We start from the raw sequence: 24,589 nt of genomic DNA on the forward strand, positions 1-24,589 counted from the left end.
GGTATGTCTGAGAAGCGTGTGGTTATGGTTGTCGATATGCAGAACGGGGTATTTGAAACCCCTCGTCATCAGCGCGAAAAGTGTGTGTCTCTGATCAACCAGCTTACGCAGGCTGCCGACAAGGTGATTTTTATTCAGCACACCGAGGCCGGGGGGCTGGAAGAGGGAAGTGAAGGATTTGCGCTACTGCCTGAACTCCATCAGCCCGCTGACGCGCTTTACGTGACCAAAACGGCCTGCGATGCCTTCTACAACACCGGGCTTGAGACGCTGCTGCGTGACCAGGGCATTCGCGAGTTTGTCATCTGCGGCTGCGCCACCGATTACTGCGTCGATGCGACGATCAAGAACGGCGTTAGCCGGGGTTATCACATCACAGTTGCGGAAGATGCCCATACAACATCTAACCGCCCGGCTGCTGAAGCAAAGATCCTGATTAACCATCACAACGACGTCTGGCGTAACTTCATCGCACCGGCGAACCCTCTCGCAGTGAAACGCACCGAAACAATTCTCGAAAACTGGAAAGCGAACTAATAATCAACCCTCGGGTCTGACCTTTTTGCCTGAGCCGGGAGGCTGGCCTGGGCAGGTATTTCGTTTGGTAACGTGTTGTGCACAGCAACAGCCATAACAACAAAAAGGAAGCATTATGTTTAAGTCTTTTTTCCCAAAGCCGGGGCCTTTTTTCCTGTCGGCATTTATTTGGGCACTCATCGCTGTCATTTTCTGGCAGGCGGGCGGCGGCGCATGGCTGACGCGCATCACGGGAGCGACAGGCGAGGTACCGATTAGCGCGGCGCGCTTCTGGTCGCTCAGCTACCTGCTGTTTTATGCCTACTACACGGTGTGCGTAGGGCTGTTTGCCCTTTTTTGGTTTGTCTATTCTCCGCACCGCTGGCAGTACTGGTCGATCCTCGGCACATCGCTGATTATCTTCGTCACCTGGTTCCTGGTGGAAGTGGGCGTGGCGGTTAACGCCTGGTATGCGCCGTTCTACGATCTGATCCAGACCGCGCTGAGCTCGCCGCATAAGGTGACCATCAATCAGTTCTACCATGAAGTTGGCGTCTTCCTCGGCATCGCCCTGATTGCGGTTATCATCGGCGTGATGAACAATTTCTTCGTCAGCCACTACGTTTTCCGCTGGCGTACCGCGATGAACGAACATTATATGGCGCACTGGCAGCACTTGCGCCATATCGAAGGTGCCGCACAGCGTGTGCAGGAAGACACCATGCGTTTTGCCTCCACGCTTGAAGACATGGGCGTCAGCTTTATCAACGCCATTATGACGCTGATTGCCTTCCTGCCGGTGCTGGTAACGCTCTCGGCGCATGTACCGGATCTGCCGATTGTCGGCCATATTCCGTATGGTCTGGTGATTGCCGCGATCGTCTGGTCGCTGATGGGGACGGGCCTGCTGGCGGTGGTGGGGATCAAACTGCCGGGTCTGGAGTTTAAGAATCAACGCGTCGAAGCCGCATACCGTAAAGAGCTGGTTTATGGCGAAGACGATGCTAACCGCGCCTCGCCGCCGACCGTCCGCGAGCTGTTTGGCGCCGTGCGTCGTAACTATTTCCGTCTCTACTTCCACTATATGTATTTCAACATCGCGCGTATTTTGTATCTGCAGGTGGATAACGTTTTCGGTTTGTTCCTGCTGTTTCCGTCCATTGTTGCGGGTACGATTACGCTCGGTCTGATGACGCAGATCACCAACGTTTTCGGTCAGGTTCGCGGGTCGTTCCAGTACCTGATCAGCTCCTGGACCACGCTGGTAGAACTGATGTCCATCTACAAACGTCTGCGCAGCTTTGAACGCGAGCTGGACGATCGTGACCTGCAGGAAGTCACCAACACATTTAGCTAATACAGGAAGTTGCTATGTCTTTTGCCGTACCGCGCGCGTTACCGTTGACCATTCTGGCCGCTTTTGTACTGGCAGGCTGTGCCGAAAAGGGGGCCGCTCCGCTCAAAAAGGGCGAGAAGCCCGTCGATGTGGCGAGCGTTGTGCGGCAGAAAATGCCCGCCAGCGTAAAGGATCGCAATGCGTGGGCAGACGCGCTGGCAAAAACCTTTGAAAGCCAAAAGATCGCGCCGACCGAGGAGAACATCTGTTCGGTGCTGGCGGTGGCGCAGCAAGAGTCAATGTACCAGTCAGATCCGGCTGTGCCGGGTCTGAACAAAATCGCCTGGAAAGAGATCGACCGCCGCGCGGAGTCCATGCATATCCCGGTGTTCCTCGTGCATACCGCGCTTAAAATCACCTCGCCGAACGGCAAAAGCTACAGCGAACGGCTGGATACGGTGAAAACCGAAAAACAGCTTAGCGCCATCTTTGATGATTTCATCAGCATGGTCCCAATGGGGCAGAAGCTGTTTGGCTCCCTGAACCCGGTCCACACCGGCGGTCCGATGCAGGTAAGCATCGCGTTCGCGGAGAAACACACCGACGGCTATCCGTGGAAAATCGACGGTACGGTGCGTCAGGAGGTCTTCTCCCTGCGCGGAGGACTGTGGTTCGGCACGTATCACCTGTTGAACTACCCGGCGAACTACGATGAGCCGCTGTACCGCTTTGCCGACTTTAACGCCGGCTGGTATGCCAGCCGTAATGCGGCATTCCAGAGTGCGGTCAGCCGCGCAAGCGGCGTCAAGCTCGCGCTGGACGGCGATCTCATCGCTTACGGCAGCAGCGAGGCGGGGAGCACTGAGCTTGCCGTACGGAAACTTTCGAGAACGCTGGGTCTGAGCAACAGCGACATTCGCCGTCAGCTTGAGAAAGGCGATAGTCTGGCCTTTGAGAGAACGGATCTGTACAAGAAGGTTTTTGCGCTCGCAGAGCAGAAAAGCGGGAAAACGTTACCGAGGGCTATCCTGCCGGGTATTCAGCTGGAAAGCCCGAAGATCACGCGTAACCTGACCACTGCGTGGTTTGCAAAACGCGTGGACGATCGCCGGGCTCGCTGTATGGGGCTTTAACGGCGGCGGCGAAAGCGCAGCACTAATGCCACAACGCCCAGAATCATACATCCCGCGAGGAAGGGGATCAGGCCGAACAGGGTGCTGACGCCAAAGCCAATCTCAACTCGCGGGCGTCCGTTATCCTGCACCTGCATCAGATGTTCATAAACGCCTGGCGCATGCACCAGCATATTGAGCAGCTGAGAGCCGGCCCAGAAGCAAAACAGGACAAACAGGGCATACGCGATATTACCCGCCGTAGAGGTTTTTGGTTTTCCGCCAAAAATCGGTTTCGACAATGTAAAGTCAGCCATGAAGACCTCCGGATAAATCGCTCTGTTAATACGCTTCGTACAGGGTGAGTTTGACAGGTCATCGCATTTGTCAATATCAGAATCGTGGTAATTTACGCGCCGGAATCCTCCTGGATTGTTGATTTCTGCAGCACGTCACAATTTATTAACTTAAGTGAAATTGCGTCGCGTTTCAGAATTTCCGTATCTGCCACAGACCTGGCCGTAAAACTATGAGAGGATGTCTTTTTTTCCTGCCGGAGTTGTTATGAAGCTCACGTCCAAACTACGCCGTGACTGGCACTACTACGCCTTCGCTATCGGGCTGATCTTTATTCTTAACGGTATTGTGGGCCTGTTGGGGTTTGAAGCAAAAGGCTGGCAAACGTATGCCGTAGGGCTGGTGACCTGGGTCATTAGTTTCTGGCTGGCAGGGTTGATTATCCGCCGTCGCCCTGAAGAGACGACAGCGGATGAGGCAGAGTCGGCGAAGCGCGCCGATTAACCGTTTACGGAACTTTTAAGCGCGCTGTCGGCGGCGTGACGCTCCAGCGCCAGCTCGATCAGGCGGGTGATCAATTCCGGGTAGCTCAGGCCGCTCGCCTGCCACAGCTTCGGATACATGCTGATGTTAGTGAACCCCGGCAGCGTGTTAATTTCATTGATCACCACCTCGTTTTCCGCCGTCAGGAACACATCCACGCGCGCCATGCCGCAGCAGCCGAGCGTCTGATAAGCGCGAATGGCGATCGCCCGGATCTTATCGTTAACCGCCGGATCGAGATCCGCAGGCACGACAACCTGCGCGCCTTTATCATCAATGTATTTGGTGTCGTACGAGTAGAAGTCGCTGTTTAAGACCACTTCACCGCAGGTGCTCGCCTGGGGAAAATCGTTGCCCAGCACGGCGCACTCAATTTCACGACCTTTGATGCCCTGCTCAACCACCACTTTATGGTCGAACTCAAAAGCCAGGCGGACGGCTTGCGTGAACTCAGCTTCGCTGGTCACTTTGCTGACGCCCACGGAGGAGCCCTGGTTTGCAGGCTTCACAAACAACGGCAGACCCAGCTCTGCACTGATTTGCGTAAAGCTGTGTTTGTCGCGGTTGGCGCGGGTGAGCGTCACGAACGGCGCAATATTCAGCCCGGCATCGCGCAGCAGGCGTTTGGTGACGTCTTTGTCCATGCACGCGGCAGAGCCGAGGACGTCCGATCCGACGAACGGCAGGTTGGCCATGCGCAGCATTCCCTGCAGGGAACCATCTTCGCCCAGGGTGCCGTGAACAATCGGGAAGACGACGTCGATCTGGGCGAGAGCCTGCGCGTTGCCGGCGTCGATGAGCTGCCCTTTTACGACGCCGGGTACGGTGGCGACGCTAATTTCTGAAGGATTCAGGGCGATATGTGCCGGATCGTGGGCATTCAGCAGATACTGGCTGGCATCGTTAACGTGCCACTGGCCCTGTTTATCAATGCCCAGCAGCACCACGTCGAAACGGCTTTTATCGATCGCATCAACGATATTTTTAGCCGATTGCAATGACACTTCGTGTTCCGCTGATTTTCCCCCAAAGACAATACCTACGCGCTGCTTAGCCATCTCACTCTCTTCCAGTATGACGAAAAGCCAATAACATACCACGATGCCCGGCGGGTTTCGCGGCCTTCTGCCATAATGTTTTGGGGAATGTTGAGGGGGGAGAGTGAAAGGAAAAACGCTGCTGACCGTATTTATCATTTTGGCCATCGCAACGGTGGGTTACCGCTGGTTGCCGCCTTACTACAACCCTTTCATGCCGCTGTCGCTTGACGACCCGCCGGGTCGAATCACCCAGTATAAGCTTCGGCGTTTAACCCACGAGGCGTGCGCGAGCCTGCTCGCACAGGCTAATCAACGCGATCTCATCCGCACCCAGCCGGTGGCTGATAGCGGCGGCGCGTGTCCGCTGAATAACGTCGTGCGCGTGAGTGACTTCGGCCCGGTCGGCCTGAACAGCAGTTTTCTTGCCAGCTGCCCGCTGGCGCTCAGCTCAGCCCTCTATATCAGCCAGCAGGCCCGGCCGCTGACAAAACGTTATACGGGCAGTGACCTGGCGCGTATCGACCACCTCGGCAGCTTTGCCTGCCGCAATATTTATCATCGCCCTGACGCGCGCCGCAGTGAACATGCCACGGCGGAGGCGCTGGATATCGCTGCTTTTCGTCTGGCGAACGGTGAACGCGTCACGGTGCTGAACGGCTGGAAGGCGGCCACCACGCAGCCTTGGCTGAAGGCCATGCTGGCGGCGAGCTGTGGGTACTACGGAAACGGACTGGGGCCGGAGTATAACGCGGCGCATGCCAACCATTTTCATCTGGGAATGCGCGGTTTTGGCCTCTGCCGTTGAAGCATAATATTCCGCCAGAAAATGGATGAATTGTGACTTATTTCACAAATATGATGACTGGGGAGATAAAACACCAAAGTCAGTCGGGCCGCATCTCTGGTGCGACGTTAATACGCGTAACTTGCTAATCTGTCGGCGAATTCGCCTAAAAATGAAGACTATTTCTTTATGGAATCCTGGAAAGTTAATCTCATCTCGGTTTGGTTCGGCTGCTTCTTTACCGGACTGGCCATCAGCCAGATTTTGCCGTTCCTGCCTCTGTACGTGTCGCAGCTGGGGGTGACCTCGCATGAAGCCCTTTCCATGTGGTCCGGTCTGACGTTCAGCGTCACGTTTCTGGTTTCCGCCATTGTGTCACCGATGTGGGGCAGCCTGGCGGATCGGAAAGGCCGTAAACTGATGCTGCTACGCGCCTCGCTCGGGATGGCGATTGCCATTCTGCTGCAGGCCTTCGCCACCAACGTCTGGCAGCTGTTCTTCCTGCGGGCGGTGATGGGGTTGACGTCCGGGTATATTCCAAACGCTATGGCGCTGGTCGCCTCTCAGGTGCCGCGCGAGCGTAGCGGCTGGGCGCTGAGTACACTCTCCACGGCACAGATCAGCGGCGTCATCGGCGGGCCGCTGCTGGGGGGCTTTCTGGCGGACCACGTCGGGCTGCGTGCGGTATTTATCATCACTGCGGTTCTGCTGGTGGTCAGTTTTCTGGTCACGCTCTTTCTGATTAAAGAAGGGGGCCGCCCGGTTATCAGTAAGTCTGAACGCCTCAGCGGCAAGGCCGTTTTCGCCTCGCTGCCTTATCCGGGCCTGATGATCAGCCTGTTTGTGACCACTATGGTGATCCAGCTCTGTAATGGTTCGGTGGGGCCGATTCTGGCGCTGTTTATCAAGTCGATGGAGCCGGAGAGCACGAATATCGCTTTTCTTAGCGGCATGATTGCCGCCGTGCCGGGCGTATCAGCCCTGATTTCCGCGCCGCGTCTGGGAAAACTGGGTGACAGGATCGGCACGGCGCGCATCCTGATGGCGACGCTGATCTTTGCGGTGGTGCTCTTCTTCGCGATGTCGTTTGTCACCTCTCCGCTTCAGCTTGGCATATTGCGATTTCTGCTCGGCTTTGCTGATGGCGCCATGTTGCCTGCGGTACAGACCCTGTTGGTCAAATATTCCAGCGACCAGGTGACGGGGCGTATTTTTGGATATAACCAGTCGTTTATGTATCTGGGGAATGTTGCCGGCCCGCTTATTGGCGCCTCCGTTTCTGCGATGGCCGGTTTTCGTTGGGTATTTGCGGCGACAGCGATTGTCGTTTTAATCAATATTATCCAGCTGGCTATTGCGCTGCGACGCCGCAGACAAATGGCGGAGGCCAAATCGGCAAGGTAACGATTTCATAGATGTATTATATATTCTTATGGTAGCCGCATTTTTATATAACAAAATGCGGCTGCTTTTTATAGAAAAACGTTTCGCTCACGGCGCTGCCTCTTTATTTCCGTTCCTGTATCACTTTTGCATACCATAATTAATTTCTTCTCTTTGCAATAGGGATTCAGAGTGATAACTTCAGACAAAACTGAAAAGGAACTGGCACGATGAAAAACCTCATTGCTGAATTGCTGGTCAAGCTGGCACAAAAGGAAGAAGAGTCAAAAGAGCTGGTGGCTCAGGTCGAAGCGCTTGAAATTGTGGTCACCGCGCTGCTGCGACAAATGGCGAAAACCGATCAGCAGGCGTTGATTGAGAGCGTGGAAGGCGCGCTGGATAGCGTCAGGCCTGAATCGCAGGTACCGGTTGAGGATGCTGAGATGCTCCACCAGTACGTAAAGAAGCTGTTAAGGCATCCGCGCAGCTAAACCGTCACAGGACGTAACGACGTGTCATAGAATTGTCATGCAGGATGCCTATAGTCGCTCTGTTTTTATTTTTATGTATTTGTACATGGAGAAAATAAATTGAAACAGAGCGCACTTTTCATCGCATTACTTCCCCTGTTAATTACCCCTGCCATTTATGCTGATACGACGCAAACCAGCGTGCTGGATAATCGTGCGGCAAAAGGGGATATCACCCAGCCTGGCGGCGCGCGTCGTTTATCTGAAGATCAAACTGCTGCTATTCGCGCTTCGCTGAATGATAAGCCAGCGAAAAATATTATTTTGCTGATTGGCGATGGAATGGGGGATTCCGAAATCACGGCGGCGCGAAATTATGCCGAGGGTGCGGGCGGCTTTTTTAAAGGTATCGACGCATTACCGTTGACCGGACAATATACCCACTACGCGCTGGATAAAAAAACCGGTAAACCGGATTACGTAACGGACTCCGCGGCCTCTGCCACGGCGTGGTCCACCGGCGTGAAAACCTATAATGGTGCGCTGGGCGTGGATATTCACGAAAAAGATCATCAAACCCTTCTGGAGATTGCAAAAGCGGCGGGCCTGGCGACCGGCAACGTCTCCACCGCTGAACTTCAGGATGCGACGCCTGCGGCGCTGGTGGCACACGTGACCTCGCGTAAGTGCTACGGCCCGTCAGTGACCAGCGAAAAATGCCCTACAAATGCGCTGGAAAAAGGCGGCAAAGGTTCGATTACGGAACAGCTGCTGAACGCGCGTCCTGACGTGACGCTGGGCGGCGGCGCGAAAACCTTCGCGGAAACCGCGACGGCGGGCGAGTGGCAGGGCAAAACGCTGCGCGAGCAGGCGCAGGCTCGCGGCTATCAGCTGGTGAGTGACGCAAATGCTCTGGCGGCGATAAGCGAGGCGAACCAGGATAAACCGCTGCTGGGGCTGTTCTCTGACGGCAACATGCCCGTGCGCTGGGAAGGTCCAAAAGCCTCGTATCACGGCAATATTGATAAGCCTGCGGTGACCTGTGCGCCAAACCCGAAACGCACGGACAGCGTACCGACGCTGGCGGCGATGACCGATAAAGCGATTTCTCTGCTGAGCAAGAGCGAAAAAGGGTTCTTCCTGCAGGTAGAAGGCGCGTCGATCGATAAGCAAGATCATGCGGCAAATCCGTGCGGTCAGATTGGCGAAACCGTCGATCTGGACGAAGCGGTGCAGAAAGCGCTCGCGTTCGCGAAAAAAGACGGTAACACCCTGGTGATCGTCACCGCGGACCACGCGCACGCTAGCCAGATCGTTCCGCCAGATACCAAAGCCCCTGGCCTGACGCAGGCGCTAAACACCAAAGATGGTGCCGTCATGGTGATGAGCTACGGCAACTCTGAAGAAGAGTCCATGGAGCACACGGGCACCCAGCTGCGTATTGCCGCCTACGGCCCGCACGCGGCCAACGTGGTAGGCCTGACCGATCAAACGGATCTGTTCTACACCATGAAGGCTGCGCTGGGCCTTAAATAATAAAATCCCGGCGGAAATCACATCTGCCGGGTGGTTTTTTTCCTGTCACGAACCAGACTTACAGGGAATGTTCACAAAAGGATGGTGCAATGAAAACAACATTACTGGTTACTCTGCTCTCCGGCCTGTTCCTGGTCGCATCGGCGAACGCGGAAGAGAAAACGTTAACGCCGCAGCAGCAGCGTATGACCACCTGTAATCAACAGGCGACGTCTCAGAGTCTGAAGGGCGATGCTCGTAAGACCTACATGAGCGACTGCCTCAAAAACGGCGCCTCGAAGCCGGCTGAAAAAAGCCTCACGCCTCAGCAGCAAAAGATGCGCGAGTGTAATGCCAAGGCAACCGAGCAGTCCCTTAAAGGGGATGACCGCAGCAAGTTCATGAGTGCCTGCCTGAAGAAAAAAGTGTAGTTCGAACGGGTGAGCGGCATCGGCGGCTCACCCGAAATTTCATACTTTCCCCGCAGACCCCCTCTCTATAATTTGGGAAAATGTTTCAGAATATTCCCAAAAATGATGAATGATGAAACGTATTACAACAAAAAGCGCATTCGGGAAGAGTGGAATTTAACCCTTTCTCAGGATGACCCTCACCGTGCCGGCATTCAGTTTGCCCGGCGGGTTCGGCTGGCGCGCGCCGTGGGGCTGGCAGCGATGTTTTTCCCGGTTGCGGGAATGCTGGTCACCCATTTTTTACCCGGAGGCTGGTGGCTTTTACTGGTCGGTTGGGCGTTCGTATGGCCCCATTTCGCCTGGCAGTTATCCTGCCGGGCCGCGTCACCTCAACAGCAGGAAGTGTTCAATCTTAAGATCGATGCCATCATTGCCGGGCTCTGGATCGGCGTGATGGGGATGAGCGCGTTACCCTCGGCAGCGCTGGTGATGATGGTAGGTATGAATATGATGGGCTCCGGGGGCTGTCGCCTGTTTATCCCGGGGATCCTGTTGACTCTGCTCTCCGCGCTGGTGACGCTGCCGCTTGTCGGGAGCGTGGCTGTTTTCAGGCCCGACCCGGTAGAGTGGGGCCTAACGCTGCCCGTACTGGTGCTTTATCCCATGCTGTTTGCCTGGCTCAGCCACCGCACCGCCGTCAGGCTTGCAGAGCACAAGCAGCGGCTGGAAATGATGAGCACCCGTGACGGCATGACCGGGGTCTTTAATCGCCGCCACTGGGAAATGCTGCTGCGAAATGAATTTGAGCATTGCCGCCGCGACCACTGCACCGCCACGATTTTGCTGATTGATATCGACCACTTTAAAAACATCAACGACACCTGGGGGCACGCTGTCGGCGACGAGGCGATCATCGCCATTACGCGTCAGCTCCAGCGGTCAGTACGGTCAGGCGATGCTATAGGCCGGTTTGGTGGGGATGAGTTTGCGGTGATTATGTCGCAGACCGCGGCGGAAAGCGCCATCGCGGTGATGTCGCGGTTGCATGAGCGGCTGGAAAAACTGACGTTACCGTGCGCACCAAAAGAAGCGCTGCGCATCAGCGTAGGCGTTGCCCCCTGGGGGCCGCAGTTTGGACATTATCGGGAGTGGCTGAAGGCGGCTGACGTGGCGCTGTACAGGGCGAAAAATGCCGGGCGCGGCCGCACCGAAGTGGCCGCCTGACGCCCGGTCAGAAATCAGGATTTACTCAGCTTCTCTGATTTTTCCATGCATTTTGCCATTGCCTCAATGACGGCCGAACGGAACCCGCGCTCCTCCAGCACCCGCACCGCTTCAATGGTGGTACCGCCTGGGGAGCAGACCATATCTTTCAGCTCACCCGGGTGTTTACCGGTCTCCAGCACCATTTTGGCGGAGCCCATGACGGCCTGCGCGGCGAATTTATACGCCTGGGCGCGCGGCATTCCGCCAAGAACGGCGGCATCGGCCATCGCTTCTAAAAACATGAAGACATACGCAGGGGCTGATCCACTGACGCCGACCACCGGATGGATCATCGATTCGGCAATCACTTCTGCTTCGCCGAAACAGCGGAAAATGTTCAGTACATCAGCCACTTCTTCTGAGGTCACCAGCGCGTTAGGCGTGACGGAGGTCATGCCGGCGTTGACCAACGAAGGGGTGTTGGGCATCGCGCGGACGATTTTACGATCGTGACCCAGCGCGCGCGCCAGCTGATCGAGGGTGACGCCCGCGGCAATCGACACCACCAGCGTCTCTTTATTCAGGCTGGAGGTGATATCGCTCAGTACTTTGATCATGATGTTCGGCTTGACGGCGCCAAAGACGATATCGGCGACCTGGGCCACTTCCTGCGCGCTTTCGGCGGCGTTGATCCCGTACTGATCGCGCAACGCGGCGACCTTGTCCGGTGACGGGGTATAGACCCAAATCTGACCCGGCAGCACCTGCCCGCTGGCGATCAGGCCGCCCAGGATGGCTTTGCCCATGTTACCGCAGCCGATAAACCCGATTTTCTTGTCCATCACGATTCTCCGTCATTATGCGTTGTTTTCTCTGATTGATAGCTTAACAACGAAATGCAGGCGACAATAGTCGGCAGAGTTATTATGGGGAGACAATATGGCGATTTGGGTTGATGCGGACGCGTGTCCGAATGTGATTAAAGAGATTTTATTTCGCGCCGCCGAGCGCGTTCAGATGCCGCTGACGCTGGTGGCGAACCAGAATATTCGCGTACCGCCTTCGCGCTTCATCCGCTCTTTACGCGTGCCGGCCGGGTTCGACGTGGCGGATAACGAAATTGTCCGCCTGTGCAGCGCGGAGGATCTGGTGATCACGGCGGATATTCCGCTGGCTGCCGAAGTGCTGGAAAAAGGGGCCGCGGCGCTCAATCCGCGCGGAGAGCGATACTCGCCGTCGACCATTCGCGAGAAGCTCACCATGCGCGATTTTATGGATACGATGCGGGCCAGCGGCGTGCAGACCGGGGGACCGGACAGCCTGTCACAGCGCGATCGTCAGCAGTTTGCTGCCGAACTGGATAAATGGCTGCTGGAAGTAAAGCGCCGCACAGCGTAATGATAATTATTGTCAATTTGTGGTACAGTGTGGCTTCCACAGGGTTGTCATCCCGTACCGCTTTGCAGTAAAGTAATCGCAACATCTTCTGCAATTATTTCTTTACACTCTTCAGCCATCCGGCATCAAGGGGAACACCTGGCTATGACCCAACCCATCTTTTTAGTTGGCCCCCGCGGCTGTGGGAAAACCACCGTTGGCCTGGAGCTGGCACGCGTGTGTCATCGCCAGTTTGTGGATACCGACCACTGGCTGCAAACCGAGGCCGGAAAAACCATCGCTGAGATTGTTGAGCAAGAGGGATGGGAGAGCTTTCGCGCGCGCGAAACGGCCGCGCTGAAAGCGGTCACCACCCCGTCTGCCGTGATCGCGACCGGGGGTGGCATTGTTCTGGCGGAGTGTAATCGTCACTTTATGCGCGAAAAGGGGATTGTGATCTACCTTAGCGCGCCGGTGTCGGCCCTGGTTGGGCGTCTGGAAGCCTTTCCGGAAGAGGGGCAACGCCCTGCGCTGACCTCCAGGCCGCTGAACGAAGAGGTGAGTGAAGTGCTGGCGGAACGCGATGCGTTATACCGCGAAGCGGCTCACCACGTGGTGGATGCGTCAGCCTCTCCTGAAGACGTTGTGATTCAGATTATTACCGCCCTGCGTTTGGCTTGTGCCAGCTAAGCGGCGTCTATACTTATAGCTCAGACATAAAAAAAGGATGAGCTATGCCAACCAGACCTCCCTATCCGCGTGAAGCGCGCATTGTTACCGTTGAAAAAGGCCATACGGGTCATACCGTGACCTGGTATCAACTGCGTGCCGATCACCCCAAGCCGGACTCGCTGATCAGTGAACACGAGACTGAACAGGAAGCGCTGGATGCGAAACGGCGCTATGAAGATCCCGATATAACCTGAATGTTTTCCTAAACGCTCCAGGATCGTGCCTGAATCACACTTTTTACTCATCGTGAAAGTTAAGCAGGAGTTAATATTTAGTTATTACAAGTAACTCTGGTATCGGCAGGCGATCTTTACATTTCGATGTCGGGATCACCTGCTACGCTTGGTGCTGTTTTGTTGAAAAAACGAACTGTGCAGCGTAGTGAGCCTGTACCTGTGTGCACGATGTTGGAGTAATGGAAGGCGATAAAGATGAAGGCAACGTTGGCGATCCTCACCATTGGTGTGGTCCCTGTAAGCGAAGTGTTACCGCTCTTAACCGAGCATGTATCTGAACAACAGATAACGCATCTTAGCCTGTTGGGGAAGATGAGTCGGGAAGAGGTCATGGAGGACTACGCTGTCGAGGCGGGGGAGGATCCCCTGGCGACGTTATTAAGTGACGGTAAACTGGCGCACGTTTCACGCCAGAAAATCGAGCGCTCGCTGCAGGGCGTGATAGAAGTGCTCGATAATCAAGGTTATGACGTTATTTTGCTGATGAGCACGGCTCCCATTAAGGGGCTGATGGCGCGCAATGCGATTTTACTGGAACCGATGCGGATCATTCCGCCGCTGGTGGCCTCCATCGTGGATGGTCATCAGGTGGGGGTGATTGTCCCCATCGAGGAACTCATGGATAACCAGGAGGCAAAATGGCACGTGCTGGAAAAAGTGCCTTTGTACGCACTGGCCAATCCGTTCTGGGACAGTGAGGCCAAACTCATTGCTGCCGGGAAGGAACTGCTGGAGAGAGGGGCCGATGTCCTGATTCTGGACTGCCTGGGTTTCCACCAGCATCATCGTGATTTACTGCAAAAAGCGCTGGATGTCCCGGTGCTGTTATCCAACGTTCTGATGGCTCGCCTGGCCTCGGAACTGCTCGTGTAATGATTTTGCGTGACAGGTGATGAGCATGGCCCCTATAGTGAATTTTTATCTAAAAATATAAGGGCCAGTTCATGCTTCAGAGTAACGAATACTTTTCCGGTAAAGTGAAATCCATTGGTTTTACCAGCAGCAGCACTGGCCGCGCCAGCGTTGGCGTAATGGCAGAAGGGGAATACACCTTTGGCACGGCGGAAGCGGAAGAAATGACGGTCGTCAGCGGTGCGCTGAACGTCCTGCTGCCGGGCGAAACGGAATGGAAAGTTTACGCTGCCGGGCAAGTTTTCAACGTCCCTGGCCACAGCGAATTTCATTTGCAGGTGGCTGAGCCCACCTCTTATCTGTGCCGCTACCTGAAATAAAAAATTAGCCGGGTGGCGCTAACGCTTACCCGGCCTACGTTTTGCCCGTTATCGCTGCGCTTCGCCGCCGAGACCTTCCACCAGATTCTGAATCAACGCGGCCAGCTCGCCGGTCATCAGGATGAAATCCGCGTCAAAACGCTGGGCGTAATCTTCTCTGTCGATATCTTCGTTCTGATCGCGCAGCTCGTCGCAGAACTTCAGACGCTTCACGGAGCCGTCGTCGCACATCACGAACTGGATGCGCTGCTGCCAGTCGAGCGCCAGCTTGGTGACCACTTTACCTGCTTCGATGTGTACGGCGATCTCGTCGCTGACCAGATCCTGCTTCTTCGCGCGGATCACGCCGCCATCTTCCAGCAGGGCTTTCAGCTCGGCTTCATCAAGGATCTGGAAGCCCTGGGCCGCAGCGCCGCTGCGTACCCATTCGGTCAGCGTCAGCTCGATCGGCGTTTCCAGCGCCAGCGGAACGACCGGTAAAGATCCGATGCTTTTGCGCAGCAGGGCCAGCGTATCTTCTGCTTTCTTGGCGCTGGCGCAGTCCACCATGATCAGCCCGTTGACGGTGTCGATCCACATCATGGTCTGGCTGAAGCGGCTAAAGGCGCGCGGCAGCAGGGAGTGCAGTACTTCGTCCTTCAGCGAATCTTTTTCGGTTTTTTTCAGCTTGCGGCCCTGTTCGGCTTCCAGCTTAAAAATTTTCGCCTCGAGCGCCTGCTTAACCACCGGCGTCGGCAGGATTTTCTCTTCTTTACGGGCACAGACGATAATTTGACCCGTGCTGCTGGCGTGGGTCAGTGCATCGCTTTGTGAACCCATTGGCGGAACCCAACCGGTTTTTGCCATATCCTGGCTACCGCAAGGGGAAAAGGTATAAGCGGCTAACTGTTTTTCCATCTCTTCTGCACGCAGCGAAACGTCGCGGCTGAGACGGTAAACCATCAAATTTTTGAACCACAGCATGATAATTTCCACGGCCTTGTCGTTAAATCAGCGGGCATGATAACGAATTGTCGCATCGCTTGCATTGCTAATCGGGATGCGTGCTTCTACTCTGTTGATAATCAAAATAATGAGGAGAGTCTTGTGCGTATTGGGATCGATTTGGGCGGCACCAAAACAGAAGTCATCGCGCTGAGCGAGCAGGGGCAGCAGCTGTTTCGCCATCGTCTGCCAACGCCGCGCGATGATTATCGCCAGACTATCGAGACGATTGCCCAACTGGTTGAGATGGCCGAGCAGGCGACAGGGCAAACCGGGAGCGTAGGGATGGGGATCCCGGGGTCGATCTCGCCGTATACCGGCGTGGTTAAAAATGCCAACTCCACCTGGCTCAACGGTCAGCCGTTCGATAAAGATTTGAGCCAACGTCTGAACCGGGAAGTGCGTCTGGCCAACGACGCTAACTGTCTGGCGGTCTCCGAGGCCATCGACGGCGCGGCGGCAGGTGCCCAGACCGTGTTTGCCGTGATCGTCGGTACCGGCTGCGGTGCGGGCGTGGCGTTTGGCGGACGCGCCCATATCGGCGGTAACGGCACCGCGGGTGAGTGGGGTCACAACCCGCTGCCGTGGATGGATGAAGACGAGCTTAAATACCGCGCTGAAGTGCCGTGCTACTGCGGAAAACAGGGCTGTATTGAGACGTTTATCTCCGGTACCGGTTTTGCGACCGACTACCATCGCCTGAGCGGCCAGCCGCTCAAGGGTAATGAGATCATGCGTCTGGTCGAAGCGCAGGATCCGGTCGCCGAGCTGGCGCTGAGCCGCTACGAAATGCGGCTGGCGAAATCGCTGGCCCACGTGGTGAATATTCTCGATCCGGACGTGATTGTGCTCGGCGGCGGCATGAGCAACGTCGACCGGCTGTACGCCACGGTACCGAACCTGGTGAAACAGTGGGTTTTCGGCGGCGAGTGTGAAACCCCGATCCGCAAAGCTGTCCACGGTGACTCCAGCGGCGTGCGCGGCGCGGCGTGGCTGTGGCCGGAATAAAAGCAAATAGTGTTTATTCCCTCTCCCTGTGGGAGAGGGCAAGGGTGAGGGGCACCAGAACGCACCGTTCCACCCTTCACCCCACCGCAAATTCCTTATCCAGCCTGCTATACCCCAGCCCGTTAATTTTCTTCACCTTGATCTGCACCGGAATACGCTCTTTCATCGCCTCTACGTGGCTGATCACGCCGATGGTTTTCCCGGTGGCGTTTAGTGCGTCGAGCGCATCCAGCGCCGTATCCAGCGTCTCACTGTCGAGCGTGCCGAACCCTTCATCCAGGAACAGGGAATCGATTCGCGTTTTATGACTCACCAGATCGGAAAGCGCCAGCGCCAGCGCCAGGCTGACCAGGAAGCTCTCGCCGCCTGAGAGCGTGCGGGTATCACGAACCGCATCCGCCTGCCACGTATCCACCACTTCCAGCTCCAGCGCGTCGCTGGCCTTACGCTGCAATAAATAACGCCCGTGTAAACGGTTAAGCTGCTGGTTAGCAAGCCAGACAAGATTGTCCAGCGTCAGCCCCTGGGCGAACTTGCGGAACTTGTCGCCGGTGCTCGAGCCGATCAGCGCGTTCAGGTACCCCCAGTCGTCTGCCTGGCGCGCGGCCTCTTCAATTTCCTGCATCAACGCCAGCTGATGCTGCCGGTTATCGCTGTCCTGCTTAAGCTGCTGACGGAACTCACCCTGATGCGTGGTGTTCTCGCGAAGCCGTTGCGCCAGCTGCTGCAGCTGGCTTTGCAGCGCAGGAGCATCTTCGTTGAGCCCTTCCGGCCGCAGCGCCAGATGAGCCTGCAGCTGCTGATTAGCCTGCCCGGAAAGGGCCGCGGCCTGCTGTATCTGATTTTCCAGCGACTGCTTTCGCTGTTCGAGGTGGCGAATGGCATCGTCATCCAGCAGGGCGGCAAGAAACGCGTCCCGATCGGCAAAGCAGCTCGCTGCGAGCGCCGCGGTGAACTGCGTCTGCGACTGCTGCAGGCGCTCTTGCTCCAGCTTTTCCTGCTGCTGTTGCGCGGTAAGCTGGCTTTGCAGCGACACGCATTCGTCGTGGATGGCGCGCCAGTTATCAGAGATAACCGGTTCGGCGTCTTCGCTGTTCGTTGCCGGAAGCGCGTCGAGCAGCGGCTTCAGGGCGTTTATGCGTTCCTGAAGCACGCCGTGCTGCGCTTGCTTCTCCTGCCACTGCGCGAATTCAGCTTCACGGGCCTGAAGCCAGGCGGCTTCCTGACCCTCTTCAGGTGCGTTAAGTGAGAGCGCGAGCAGGGCATGTTCTAGCGCCTGGCGCGTGGCCGCCAGCTGCTGCTGATACTGCCGCTCCTGCGCTTCCTGTTCGTTCAGCTGGTTCTGCAGGGTCAGACGCTGGCTGAGCTGATAAAGCTGGCGCTCGTACTGTTCCTGTTCGTTCAGCCATGGTGCGATATCATCCTGAATATTCAACGCAATGTTCAGGGACGTGCAGGCCGCCATCCACTCTTTAGTGAGCGCTTGCTCTTCCTGAGAAAGCGTCTGCGCGTCGTCTGTTTCACGCTGGATCTGCTGAGTCAGGGCATTAACCTGTCCCAGCACCAGCAGGCCTTCCTCTTTAAGCGCGGCGACCTCTTTTTCCAGGGCATCACGGCGGCGCTGGTTATCCGTCAGCTCAAGCGACTGATATTGCTCAACGGCCGGATGTTCGCAGGAACCGCACAGCGGACAGGGTTTACCCGCCTCAAGCTGCGAACGGTAATGCTCCAGCTTCTTGATTGTTGCTTCGGTCTCGCACAGGGCTTTCAGGTCGAGATAGTGCTGGTTTTTTTCTTTGTACTGCTGGCGGCGCAGCGTCAGCGTTTCATTGAGTTTATTTTGTTCGGCCTGCGCCTTCTGCACGCTTTCACCGCTCTGACGCAGGCGCTTTTGCAGCGGCTGATAGCGGGCATGCAGCGACGTCAGCTGCTGGCGCAGCGTGCGTGACCGGGACTGCTGCTCCATGGCCACGCTGACTTCGTCCGCCGTTAGCGTCAGCGCATTTTCCGGCATCTCAGCCAGCTTGTTGCGTAATTCACCTATCCGCGCCGCAAGCGAGGCTAACTGCGTTTTATCGCGGTTAAGCTGAGAGAACTGGGCGCGCCAGCCTGCAATCTCCTGGCCTAACAGACGATAGCGCTCGTGCTCCGCCAGCCACTGCGCCAGCGACGTCAGTTCGGTCTGTAGCTGCTCGTGGTTACGCAGTGCAGAGTTGCGGATCCGCGCGCGCAGTGCGGTTTTGGCTTGTAAGCGAGTATTTACTTCGATAATACGCTGCTGCGTTTGCGTCAGGCGTGCGGTTTGTTCCTGCTGATGCTCCCAAAGCGGTCGAAGCTGGGCGGCGGGCAGAGCAAGCTGGAGTTTTGCCAGCTCAGGTGCTGCGTCCGCCAGCGCCTGTTGCGCATGCTGCTGGAGCGCGTTGACGCGCTGTTGCTCTCTTACGAGCTCTTCATGGCGCGTAAGCCACTGAAAATCTTTCTGTTGGCTTTGCTGCTGTTCCAGCAGGATTTTCTCTTCGTCAGTAAGTGCCTGCAAACTTTGCTGTAACTGCTGCTGTTGCTCTTCACTCAACAGCACGACGCCCGCCGCCTGCGCCTCGCACTTTTCAAGCACGCTGCGGGCGGCTTTGTGTTTTTCAAACACCATGGCGGAAATCTGGCCGTAGATCTCGGTGCCGGTCAGCTCTTCCAGCAGCTCGGCACGATCGCTCGGTTTGGCGTTGAGGAAGGCAGCAAATTGCCCCTGTGAGAGCAGCATCGAGCGGGTAAAGCGGCCATAGTCCAGCCCGGTGAGCGCGGCGGTTTGCTCCAGTTTATCCGTCACTTTGTCGGCCAGGATTTTGCCATCTTCGCAGCGCGCCAGCTCAACGCGCGGTGCCTGCAGGTTCCCGTCAGGCTGGTTGCGCGCCCGGTTCTGGCTCCAGAAGGCGCGGTAGGCGATGCCTTTTACCTCGAACTCCACTTCCGCCAGGCACTCGGCGGTGTCGCGCGTCATCAGATCGTTTTGCGCCTGGGAGACCTTATTCAGGCGCGGCGTTTCGTGATAAAGCGCCAGACAGATGGCGTCGAGCAGGGTAGTTTTACCTGCCCCGGTCGCGCCGGTGATGGCAAACAGCCCGTTGCTGGCAAACGGCTCAGCGGTAAAGTCAATTTTCCACTCGCCCTTGAGGGAGTTGATATTTTTCAGGCGCAGGCTCAGAATTTTCACGCGTTTTCTTCCTCATCATTGAGCGCATGCAGGGTATGGCTGAACAGTTCGCTGAGTCTTGCGCGCTTCGTGTCGTCGATTTCCTCCTGCGAGAGCCTGCGTTCAAACACCTCTTCAACCCGAAGCTCACTGAGCGTTTCGCGTTGAGCGCTTAACAGAATTTTCTCGCGCTGCTCGCGGCTGCGGCGCACCAGTAACACCTCTACCGGCAAGTCTTCGGTCAGTGCCTGGATTTTTCGCTGCATATCGTGCAGGTAGTCGTCGGTGGTGATTTCGATATCCAGCCAGACGGGGGGATCTTGCTCGACGCCGCGCCACTGCTCCAGCTGGGCGGTAATGGCGTCGAGATCGCCCTTCAGCACCGCCAGCGGCTGGGTGACGGGCACCTCCAGCGTCTCGACGGCGCTGAGTTTGCCCTCGCTAAAACTCACCAGATGCACGGATTTGGCTTTGCCCGTTTCGTCAAAGCTGAGCGAAACAGGTGAGCCACAGTAGCGGATATGCTCGCAGCCGCCGATGACCTGAGCGCGGTGGATGTGGCCGAGCGCGATGTAGTCGGCTGGCGGGAAGTTTTGCGCCGGAAAGGCATCCAGCGTGCCGATATAGATGTCACGCACGGCGTCACTTTTACTGGCCCCGACCGTGGTGAGATGCCCGGTTGCAATCACAGGAATCGGCTGGTCACCCCGCAGTGCACAGGCTTCGGCGTGCTGCTGGTGGTAATAGTCGGTGATGGCCTGTAATAAATGCTGCTGCTTTTCCGCACCCGACAGCCCCGCCTGGCTTTGCACGATGTCGCGCGGACGTAAAAACGGTATCGGACACAGCACCGCCCCCGGCGACCCGTCGCGTTTTTTCAGGATCTGCGGGGCGTGCCCGGCGCTGGCGACGACGGTGGTATTGAGAAACGCCAGGATGTCGCGGGATTCATTCAGCGTTGCGACGGAATCATGGTTGCCGGCGACAATCACCAGATGACACCCTGTTTGCTGCAAATTCACCACGAAGCGGTTGTACAGCTCGCGCGCGTAGCTCGGCGGCGAGCCGGTATCAAAAATATCTCCCGCCACGATAATCGCGTCCACCTCATGCGTCCGGGCCGTTTCCAGCAGCCAGTTCAGGAACGCTTCATGTTCAGCCGCACGGCTTTTGCTGTAAAAATTTTGACCCAGATGCCAGTCCGAGGAGTGTAGTATGCGCATAGCTGATCCGTGGCAAAAAAGAGAAAGCAGGATTATAAACGTTCAGAGAAGGGAAAATAACCGCTGTAATAAAACAACAGTTTGCCATTTATAGTGGTACTGTTTTTCATAAATCTGTCATAAATCTGACGCATAATGGCGCCGAATTACAAACTTGTAACGTAAATAAGATAAGACAGGGCAAAGTATGGCGAGACGTATTCTGGTCGTAGAAGATGAAGCTCCAATTCGTGAAATGGTGTGCTTCGTGCTCGAGCAAAACGGCTTCCAGCCGGTTGAAGCGGAAGATTATGACAGCGCAGTGAACCAGCTGAATGAACCCTGGCCCGATCTGATTCTGCTGGACTGGATGTTGCCCGGCGGCTCCGGACTGCAGTTTATCAAACACCTGAAGCGTGAAGCGCTGACCCGCGATATCCCGGTTGTGATGCTCACGGCGCGCGGAGAAGAAGAGGATCGCGTGCGCGGTCTGGAGACCGGTGCGGACGATTACATTACTAAACCGTTCTCCCCAAAAGAGCTGGTGGCTCGCATTAAAGCCGTGATGCGCCGTATTTCACCGATGGCGGTGGAAGAGGTGATCGAAATGCAGGGGCTGAGCCTTGATCCTACTTCTCACCGCGTGATGACCGGTGAAAATCCCCTCGACATGGGGCCTACCGAATTTAAACTCCTGCACTTCTTTATGACCCACCCGGAACGCGTTTACAGCCGCGAGCAGTTGCTGAATAACGTCTGGGGAACTAACGTGTATGTCGAAGACCGGACGGTTGACGTACATATCCGCCGCCTGCGAAAAGCGCTGGAACTGAGCGGCCACGATCGCATGGTGCAGACGGTCCGCGGCACGGGTTATCGTTTTTCTACCCGTTTCTGAACAATGACAGGAGTGTGACGCGTGCTGGAACGTCTGTCATGGAAAAGGCTCGTCTTTGAACTGATCTTATGCTGTATTCCGGCCTTCATTCTGGGGGCCTTTCTTGGACACCTGCCGTGGTTTCTGCTGGCGTCGGTCACCGGGCTGCTCATCTGGCATTTCTGGAACCTGCTGCGCCTTTCCTGGTGGCTGTGGGTTGACCGAAGCATGACGCCGCCGCCGGGAAGCGGCAGCTGGGAGCCGCTGCTGTACGGCCTGCATCAGATGCAGATGCGTAATAAAAAGCGTCGCCGCGAGCTGGGAAGCCTGATTAAGCGTTTTCGCAGCGGCGCAGAGTCGCTGCCGGATGCCGTGATTCTGACCACCGAAGAAGGGACGATCTTCTGGTGTAACGGCCTGGCGCAGCAGCTGCTGGGCCTGCGCTGGCCGGATGACAATGGCCAGAATATCCTCAACCTTCTGCGCTATCCTGAGTTTACGCTGTACCTGAAAAAGCGTGATTTCAGCCGTCCGCACAATCTGAAGCTCAATAATGGTCGCCATCTGGAAATCCGCGTGATGCCCTACAGCGATAAGCAGTGGCTGATGGTGGCGCGCGATGTTACCCAGATGCACCAGCTGGAAGGGGCGCGTCGCAACTTCTTCGCCAACGTCAGCCACGAACTGAGAACCCCGTTGACCGTGCTGCAGGGCTACCTGGAGATGATGCAGGAGCAAACGCTGGAAGGTGCGCCGCGTGAAAAAGCGCTGCACACCATGCGTGAGCAAACGCACCGGATGGAAGGGCTGGTGAAGCAGCTGCTGACGCTCTCGAAGATTGAAGCGGCGCCAACGCTCGCGCTGAATGACACCATTGATGTCCCGATGATGCTGCGGGTCGTGGAGCGTGAAGCGCAGACGTTAAGCCACAAAAAGCATCACCTGACCTTTGACGTCGACAACACGCTGAAGGTGCTGGGCAGCGAAGATGAGCTGCGCAGCGCCATTTCCAACCTGGTGTATAACGCGGTGAATCATACGCCGGAGGGGACGGATATCGTGGTGCGCTGGCACCATACCCCCACGGGGGCCGAGTTTAGCGTGGAGGACAACGGGCCGGGGATTGCGCCGGAGCATATTCCGCGTCTGACCGAGCGCTTCTACCGTGTGGATAAAGCGCGATCGCGCCAGACAGGCGGAAGCGGCCTGGGGCTGGCGATTGTGAAACACGCGGTCAATCACCATGAAAGCCGTCTCGATATTCAGAGTACCCTGGGTAAAGGAACCCGCTTCAGTTTCGTTATTCCGGAACGATTAATTGCCAAAAAGACCGCCTGACGGCGGGCGTGTCATTTTACCTTTCCACGGGTCAGCCATAGCTGGCCCGTTTGCTTTGCAGTCAAGCGAAACGCGGATGAATTTTATACGGCTGACTGTTTTTTGTTCGCATGATTAGCCATGGGTTTTTCTTATAAACAGCGTATTGTGCTGGTGTGTATTTTCATGCTGGCATATTGTTCTGGTTTTACGATCCCACCTTGCCTTTAAACGTTATAAGCGTTTAAATTGCGCCCCAGATACTGTCAGAGCGACTGTATTTGCGTGGTAAATCGAAAAACTATTCTTCTCCACGCCAGGACGGGAGCATTTCCCGCTGAAATTGAGCAAATTTTCGGCTGTATCGTCCCGTGAGGGATGTCGAAAATCTCAATGTTTTCAACACCACATCCACAGGCAGTAAGGTTTTATGACCCATCACTTAAAATCGCGTGACATCATCGCGCTGGGCTTTATGACATTTGCGCTGTTCGTTGGCGCAGGCAACATCATTTTCCCTCCAATGGTTGGCTTACAGGCGGGTGAACACGTCTGGACCGCCGCGTTTGGTTTCCTGATTACTGCCGTGGGTCTGCCGGTGCTGACCGTCATCGCGCTGGCGAAAGTCGGCGGCGGTGTGGATAGCCTCAGCACCCCGATTGGCAAAGTGGCGGGCGTTCTGCTGGCAACCGTCTGCTATCTCGCCGTTGGCCCGCTGTTTGCGACCCCGCGTACGGCAACCGTGTCCTTCGAAGTGGGTATTGCTCCCCTGACCGGTGACGGCGCGATGCCGCTGTTTATCTACAGCCTGATCTACTTCGCGATCGTGATTCTGGTTTCCCTCTATCCGGGCAAGCTGCTGGATACCGTGGGTAACTTCCTGGCTCCGCTGAAAATTGTGGCGCTGATTGTTCTGGCGGTAGCGGCCATCGTCTGGCCCGCCGGCCCGATTAGCGACGCGATGGACGCCTATAAAAATGCCGCGTTCTCTAACGGCTTCGTGAACGGCTACCTGACGATGGATACGCTAGGCGCGATGGTGTTTGGTATCGTTATCGTTAACGCCGCGCGTTCCCGCGGTGTGACCGAAGCGCGTCTGCTGACCCGCTACACCATCTGGGCTGGCCTGATGGCCGGTGTGGGGCTGACCCTGCTGTATCTGGCGCTGTTCCGTCTGGGTTCCGATAGCGCCATGCTGGTTGAACAGAACGCCAACGGTGCGGCTATCCTGCACGCCTACGTGCAGCACACCTTCGGCGGTGCGGGCAGTATGCTGCTGGCAGCGCTGATCTTCCTGGCCTGTCTGGTTACCGCGGTTGGCCTGACCTGCGCCTGCGCAGAGTTCTTTGCACAGTATCTGCCGCTTTCTTACCGCACCCTGGTGTTTATCCTCGGTATCTTCTCCATGGCGGTGTCTAACCTCGGTCTGAGCCACCTGATTCAGGTCTCTATTCCGGTGTTGACGGCGATTTATCCGCCGTGCATCGTACTGGTAGTGCTGAGCTTTACTCGTCCGTGGTGGAACAACTCTTCACGAATTATTGCGCCAGCCATGTTTATCAGCCTGATTTTTGGTATCCTTGACGGGATTAAAGCATCAGCTTTCGCGCACATACTGCCGGCATGGACACAGCGTCTGCCGCTGTCCGAGCAGGGTCTGGCCTGGTTGATGCCTACCGTTGTTGCACTGGTTCTGGCGATTATCTGGGACCGTGCTGCAGGGCGTCAGGTCGCATCGAACGCTCATTAATCAACGGCAACAAACTGTTTAACCACGGGGCTTAAGGCCCCGTGGTTTTTTGTTTTTTTCGTGTTGAATGGC

At 56.4% G+C, this 24,589-nt stretch carries 25 protein-coding genes; 19 read left to right on the top strand and 6 right to left on the bottom strand.

Annotated features, from left to right (window positions below; all coding sequences use genetic code 11):
- Positions 1–3 precede the first annotated feature (3 nt).
- The 3 genes from USH94_RS12075 to USH94_RS12085 all read left to right on the top strand — a co-directional run bounded on the left by USH94_RS12075 (position 4) and on the right by USH94_RS12085 (position 2,985).
- Positions 4–537, top strand: coding sequence for an isochorismatase family protein (locus tag USH94_RS12075; protein WP_111963449.1), 534 nt, complete (start codon positions 4–6; stop codon positions 535–537).
- 115 nt (positions 538–652) lie between these two features.
- Positions 653–1,873, top strand: a complete 1,221-nt coding sequence (gene sbmA / locus USH94_RS12080) for a peptide antibiotic transporter SbmA (protein ID WP_104949290.1) — start codon at positions 653–655, stop codon at positions 1,871–1,873.
- Between the two features lie 14 nt (positions 1,874–1,887).
- Positions 1,888–2,985 (top strand): DUF1615 domain-containing protein, encoded by a 1,098-nt coding sequence (locus USH94_RS12085; RefSeq protein WP_111963447.1) that lies wholly within the window; start codon positions 1,888–1,890, stop codon positions 2,983–2,985.
- Here USH94_RS12085 and USH94_RS12090 read toward each other — a convergent pair.
- Positions 2,982–3,281, bottom strand: coding sequence for a DUF2755 family protein (locus tag USH94_RS12090; protein ID WP_008503287.1), 300 nt, complete (start codon positions 3,279–3,281; stop codon positions 2,982–2,984). The two genes, USH94_RS12085 and USH94_RS12090, sit on opposite strands and share 4 nt — an antisense overlap.
- Before the next feature lie 247 nt (positions 3,282–3,528).
- Between USH94_RS12090 and USH94_RS12095 the strand changes: the two genes are divergently transcribed.
- Positions 3,529–3,765 carry a DUF2754 domain-containing protein gene (locus USH94_RS12095; protein WP_111963445.1) on the top strand — a complete coding sequence of 79 codons (237 nt, stop codon included), beginning with the start codon at positions 3,529–3,531 and terminating at the stop codon, positions 3,763–3,765.
- Here USH94_RS12095 and ddlA read toward each other — a convergent pair.
- Entirely contained in the window at positions 3,762–4,862 is a 1,101-nt protein-coding gene (ddlA, locus tag USH94_RS12100; protein WP_111963444.1) for a D-alanine--D-alanine ligase, read from the bottom strand. The genes USH94_RS12095 and ddlA overlap by 4 nt on opposite strands.
- Positions 4,863–4,965: 103 nt before the next feature.
- Between ddlA and USH94_RS12105 the strand changes: the two genes are divergently transcribed.
- The 6 genes from USH94_RS12105 to adrA all read left to right on the top strand — a co-directional run bounded on the left by USH94_RS12105 (position 4,966) and on the right by adrA (position 10,633).
- Complete coding sequence (locus tag USH94_RS12105; protein ID WP_111963443.1) at positions 4,966–5,649, top strand: extensin family protein; 684 nt, start codon at positions 4,966–4,968, stop codon at positions 5,647–5,649.
- A gap of 168 nt (positions 5,650–5,817) precedes the next feature.
- Entirely contained in the window at positions 5,818–7,032 is a 1,215-nt protein-coding gene (locus USH94_RS12110; protein ID WP_048990434.1) for a multidrug efflux MFS transporter, read from the top strand.
- A 209-nt stretch (positions 7,033–7,241) separates the two neighbouring features.
- Positions 7,242–7,502 carry an anti-adapter protein IraP gene (gene iraP, locus USH94_RS12115; RefSeq protein ID WP_024906786.1) on the top strand — a complete coding sequence of 87 codons (261 nt, stop codon included), beginning with the start codon at positions 7,242–7,244 and terminating at the stop codon, positions 7,500–7,502.
- 99 nt (positions 7,503–7,601) lie between these two features.
- Positions 7,602–9,017 carry an alkaline phosphatase gene (gene phoA, locus USH94_RS12120; protein ID WP_111963442.1) on the top strand — a complete coding sequence of 472 codons (1,416 nt, stop codon included), beginning with the start codon at positions 7,602–7,604 and terminating at the stop codon, positions 9,015–9,017.
- Between the two features lie 89 nt (positions 9,018–9,106).
- Positions 9,107–9,427, top strand: a complete 321-nt coding sequence (gene psiF, locus USH94_RS12125; RefSeq protein ID WP_008503278.1) for a phosphate starvation-inducible protein PsiF — start codon at positions 9,107–9,109, stop codon at positions 9,425–9,427.
- Positions 9,428–9,529: 102 nt separating this feature from the next.
- Complete coding sequence (gene adrA, locus USH94_RS12130) at positions 9,530–10,633, top strand: diguanylate cyclase AdrA (RefSeq protein ID WP_111963441.1); 1,104 nt, start codon at positions 9,530–9,532, stop codon at positions 10,631–10,633.
- Positions 10,634–10,647: 14 nt separating this feature from the next.
- Here the strand turns inward: adrA and proC are convergent, their stop codons facing one another.
- The gene (gene proC, locus USH94_RS12135) at positions 10,648–11,457 is read right to left on the bottom strand and encodes a pyrroline-5-carboxylate reductase (protein ID WP_111963440.1); all 810 of its coding nucleotides are present in this window, start codon (positions 11,455–11,457) and stop codon (positions 10,648–10,650) included.
- 97 nt (positions 11,458–11,554) lie between these two features.
- Between proC and USH94_RS12140 the strand changes: the two genes are divergently transcribed.
- From USH94_RS12140 to ppnP, 5 genes are all read left to right on the top strand, one after another.
- A complete protein-coding gene (locus tag USH94_RS12140) occupies positions 11,555–12,013 on the top strand; it encodes a YaiI/YqxD family protein (protein ID WP_010428006.1) in 459 nt (152 codons plus the stop codon).
- Between the two features lie 144 nt (positions 12,014–12,157).
- On the top strand, positions 12,158–12,682 hold the full coding sequence (aroL, locus tag USH94_RS12145; RefSeq protein ID WP_032639634.1) for a shikimate kinase AroL: 525 nt from the start codon (positions 12,158–12,160) through the stop codon (positions 12,680–12,682).
- A 44-nt stretch (positions 12,683–12,726) separates the two neighbouring features.
- Positions 12,727–12,918, top strand: coding sequence for a protein YaiA (gene yaiA / locus USH94_RS12150; protein WP_023334675.1), 192 nt, complete (start codon positions 12,727–12,729; stop codon positions 12,916–12,918).
- 237 nt (positions 12,919–13,155) lie between these two features.
- Positions 13,156–13,833: an AroM family protein gene (locus USH94_RS12155; RefSeq protein WP_111963439.1), complete on the top strand. Its 678-nt coding sequence runs from the start codon at positions 13,156–13,158 to the stop codon at positions 13,831–13,833.
- A gap of 71 nt (positions 13,834–13,904) precedes the next feature.
- The gene (gene ppnP / locus USH94_RS12160; protein ID WP_008503270.1) at positions 13,905–14,192 is read left to right on the top strand and encodes a pyrimidine/purine nucleoside phosphorylase; all 288 of its coding nucleotides are present in this window, start codon (positions 13,905–13,907) and stop codon (positions 14,190–14,192) included.
- Positions 14,193–14,240: 48 nt separating this feature from the next.
- Here the strand turns inward: ppnP and rdgC are convergent, their stop codons facing one another.
- A complete protein-coding gene (rdgC, locus tag USH94_RS12165) occupies positions 14,241–15,155 on the bottom strand; it encodes a recombination-associated protein RdgC (protein ID WP_023310540.1) in 915 nt (304 codons plus the stop codon).
- Positions 15,156–15,278: 123 nt separating this feature from the next.
- Here rdgC and mak point away from each other — a divergent pair, with 123 nt between their 5' ends.
- Positions 15,279–16,184 carry a fructokinase gene (mak, locus tag USH94_RS12170; protein ID WP_111963438.1) on the top strand — a complete coding sequence of 302 codons (906 nt, stop codon included), beginning with the start codon at positions 15,279–15,281 and terminating at the stop codon, positions 16,182–16,184.
- Between the two features lie 76 nt (positions 16,185–16,260).
- Here mak and sbcC read toward each other — a convergent pair whose 3' ends face one another.
- Positions 16,261–19,392: an exonuclease subunit SbcC gene (gene sbcC, locus USH94_RS12175; RefSeq protein WP_111963437.1), complete on the bottom strand. Its 3,132-nt coding sequence runs from the start codon at positions 19,390–19,392 to the stop codon at positions 16,261–16,263.
- On the bottom strand, positions 19,389–20,594 hold the full coding sequence (gene sbcD, locus USH94_RS12180; protein ID WP_111963436.1) for an exonuclease subunit SbcD: 1,206 nt from the start codon (positions 20,592–20,594) through the stop codon (positions 19,389–19,391). Before sbcD ends, sbcC begins: the two co-directional genes overlap by 4 nt.
- A gap of 187 nt (positions 20,595–20,781) precedes the next feature.
- On the opposite strand from sbcD, the gene phoB reads away from it, so the two are divergent.
- From phoB to brnQ, 3 genes are all read left to right on the top strand, one after another.
- Complete coding sequence (gene phoB, locus USH94_RS12185; RefSeq protein ID WP_008503265.1) at positions 20,782–21,471, top strand: phosphate response regulator transcription factor PhoB; 690 nt, start codon at positions 20,782–20,784, stop codon at positions 21,469–21,471.
- A gap of 21 nt (positions 21,472–21,492) precedes the next feature.
- The gene (phoR, locus tag USH94_RS12190) at positions 21,493–22,788 is read left to right on the top strand and encodes a phosphate regulon sensor histidine kinase PhoR (RefSeq protein ID WP_111963435.1); all 1,296 of its coding nucleotides are present in this window, start codon (positions 21,493–21,495) and stop codon (positions 22,786–22,788) included.
- A gap of 409 nt (positions 22,789–23,197) precedes the next feature.
- Positions 23,198–24,517: a branched-chain amino acid transporter carrier protein BrnQ gene (gene brnQ / locus USH94_RS12195; protein WP_111963434.1), complete on the top strand. Its 1,320-nt coding sequence runs from the start codon at positions 23,198–23,200 to the stop codon at positions 24,515–24,517.
- Positions 24,518–24,589: the final 72 nt, after the last annotated feature.

It is taken from the genome of Enterobacter sp. 148H3 (assembly GCF_034107425.1).
Classification (GTDB): Bacteria; Pseudomonadota; Gammaproteobacteria; order Enterobacterales; family Enterobacteriaceae; genus Enterobacter; species Enterobacter vonholyi.

What these genes read in the sequence shown, in the direction of transcription:
- USH94_RS12140 (WP_010428006.1), top strand. Translation starts at nt 11,555, where the DNA reads ATGGCGATTTGGGTTGATGCGGACGCGTGTCCGAATGTGATTAAAGAG.
- aroL (WP_032639634.1), top strand. Translation starts at nt 12,158, where the DNA reads ATGACCCAACCCATCTTTTTAGTTGGCCCCCGCGGCTGTGGGAAAACC.
- iraP (WP_024906786.1), top strand. Translation starts at nt 7,242, where the DNA reads ATGAAAAACCTCATTGCTGAATTGCTGGTCAAGCTGGCACAAAAGGAA.
- USH94_RS12085 (WP_111963447.1), top strand. Translation starts at nt 1,888, where the DNA reads ATGTCTTTTGCCGTACCGCGCGCGTTACCGTTGACCATTCTGGCCGCT.
- USH94_RS12110 (WP_048990434.1), top strand. Translation starts at nt 5,818, where the DNA reads ATGGAATCCTGGAAAGTTAATCTCATCTCGGTTTGGTTCGGCTGCTTC.
- ppnP (WP_008503270.1), top strand. Translation starts at nt 13,905, where the DNA reads ATGCTTCAGAGTAACGAATACTTTTCCGGTAAAGTGAAATCCATTGGT.
- phoB (WP_008503265.1), top strand. Translation starts at nt 20,782, where the DNA reads ATGGCGAGACGTATTCTGGTCGTAGAAGATGAAGCTCCAATTCGTGAA.
- USH94_RS12095 (WP_111963445.1), top strand. Translation starts at nt 3,529, where the DNA reads ATGAAGCTCACGTCCAAACTACGCCGTGACTGGCACTACTACGCCTTC.
- sbmA (WP_104949290.1), top strand. Translation starts at nt 653, where the DNA reads ATGTTTAAGTCTTTTTTCCCAAAGCCGGGGCCTTTTTTCCTGTCGGCA.
- psiF (WP_008503278.1), top strand. Translation starts at nt 9,107, where the DNA reads ATGAAAACAACATTACTGGTTACTCTGCTCTCCGGCCTGTTCCTGGTC.
- USH94_RS12090 (WP_008503287.1), bottom strand. Translation starts at nt 3,281, where the DNA reads ATGGCTGACTTTACATTGTCGAAACCGATTTTTGGCGGAAAACCAAAA.
- brnQ (WP_111963434.1), top strand. Translation starts at nt 23,198, where the DNA reads ATGACCCATCACTTAAAATCGCGTGACATCATCGCGCTGGGCTTTATG.
- rdgC (WP_023310540.1), bottom strand. Translation starts at nt 15,155, where the DNA reads ATGCTGTGGTTCAAAAATTTGATGGTTTACCGTCTCAGCCGCGACGTT.
- sbcD (WP_111963436.1), bottom strand. Translation starts at nt 20,594, where the DNA reads ATGCGCATACTACACTCCTCGGACTGGCATCTGGGTCAAAATTTTTAC.
- ddlA (WP_111963444.1), bottom strand. Translation starts at nt 4,862, where the DNA reads ATGGCTAAGCAGCGCGTAGGTATTGTCTTTGGGGGAAAATCAGCGGAA.
- proC (WP_111963440.1), bottom strand. Translation starts at nt 11,457, where the DNA reads ATGGACAAGAAAATCGGGTTTATCGGCTGCGGTAACATGGGCAAAGCC.
- USH94_RS12155 (WP_111963439.1), top strand. Translation starts at nt 13,156, where the DNA reads ATGAAGGCAACGTTGGCGATCCTCACCATTGGTGTGGTCCCTGTAAGC.
- adrA (WP_111963441.1), top strand. Translation starts at nt 9,530, where the DNA reads ATGATGAATGATGAAACGTATTACAACAAAAAGCGCATTCGGGAAGAG.
- yaiA (WP_023334675.1), top strand. Translation starts at nt 12,727, where the DNA reads ATGCCAACCAGACCTCCCTATCCGCGTGAAGCGCGCATTGTTACCGTT.
- USH94_RS12075 (WP_111963449.1), top strand. Translation starts at nt 4, where the DNA reads ATGTCTGAGAAGCGTGTGGTTATGGTTGTCGATATGCAGAACGGGGTA.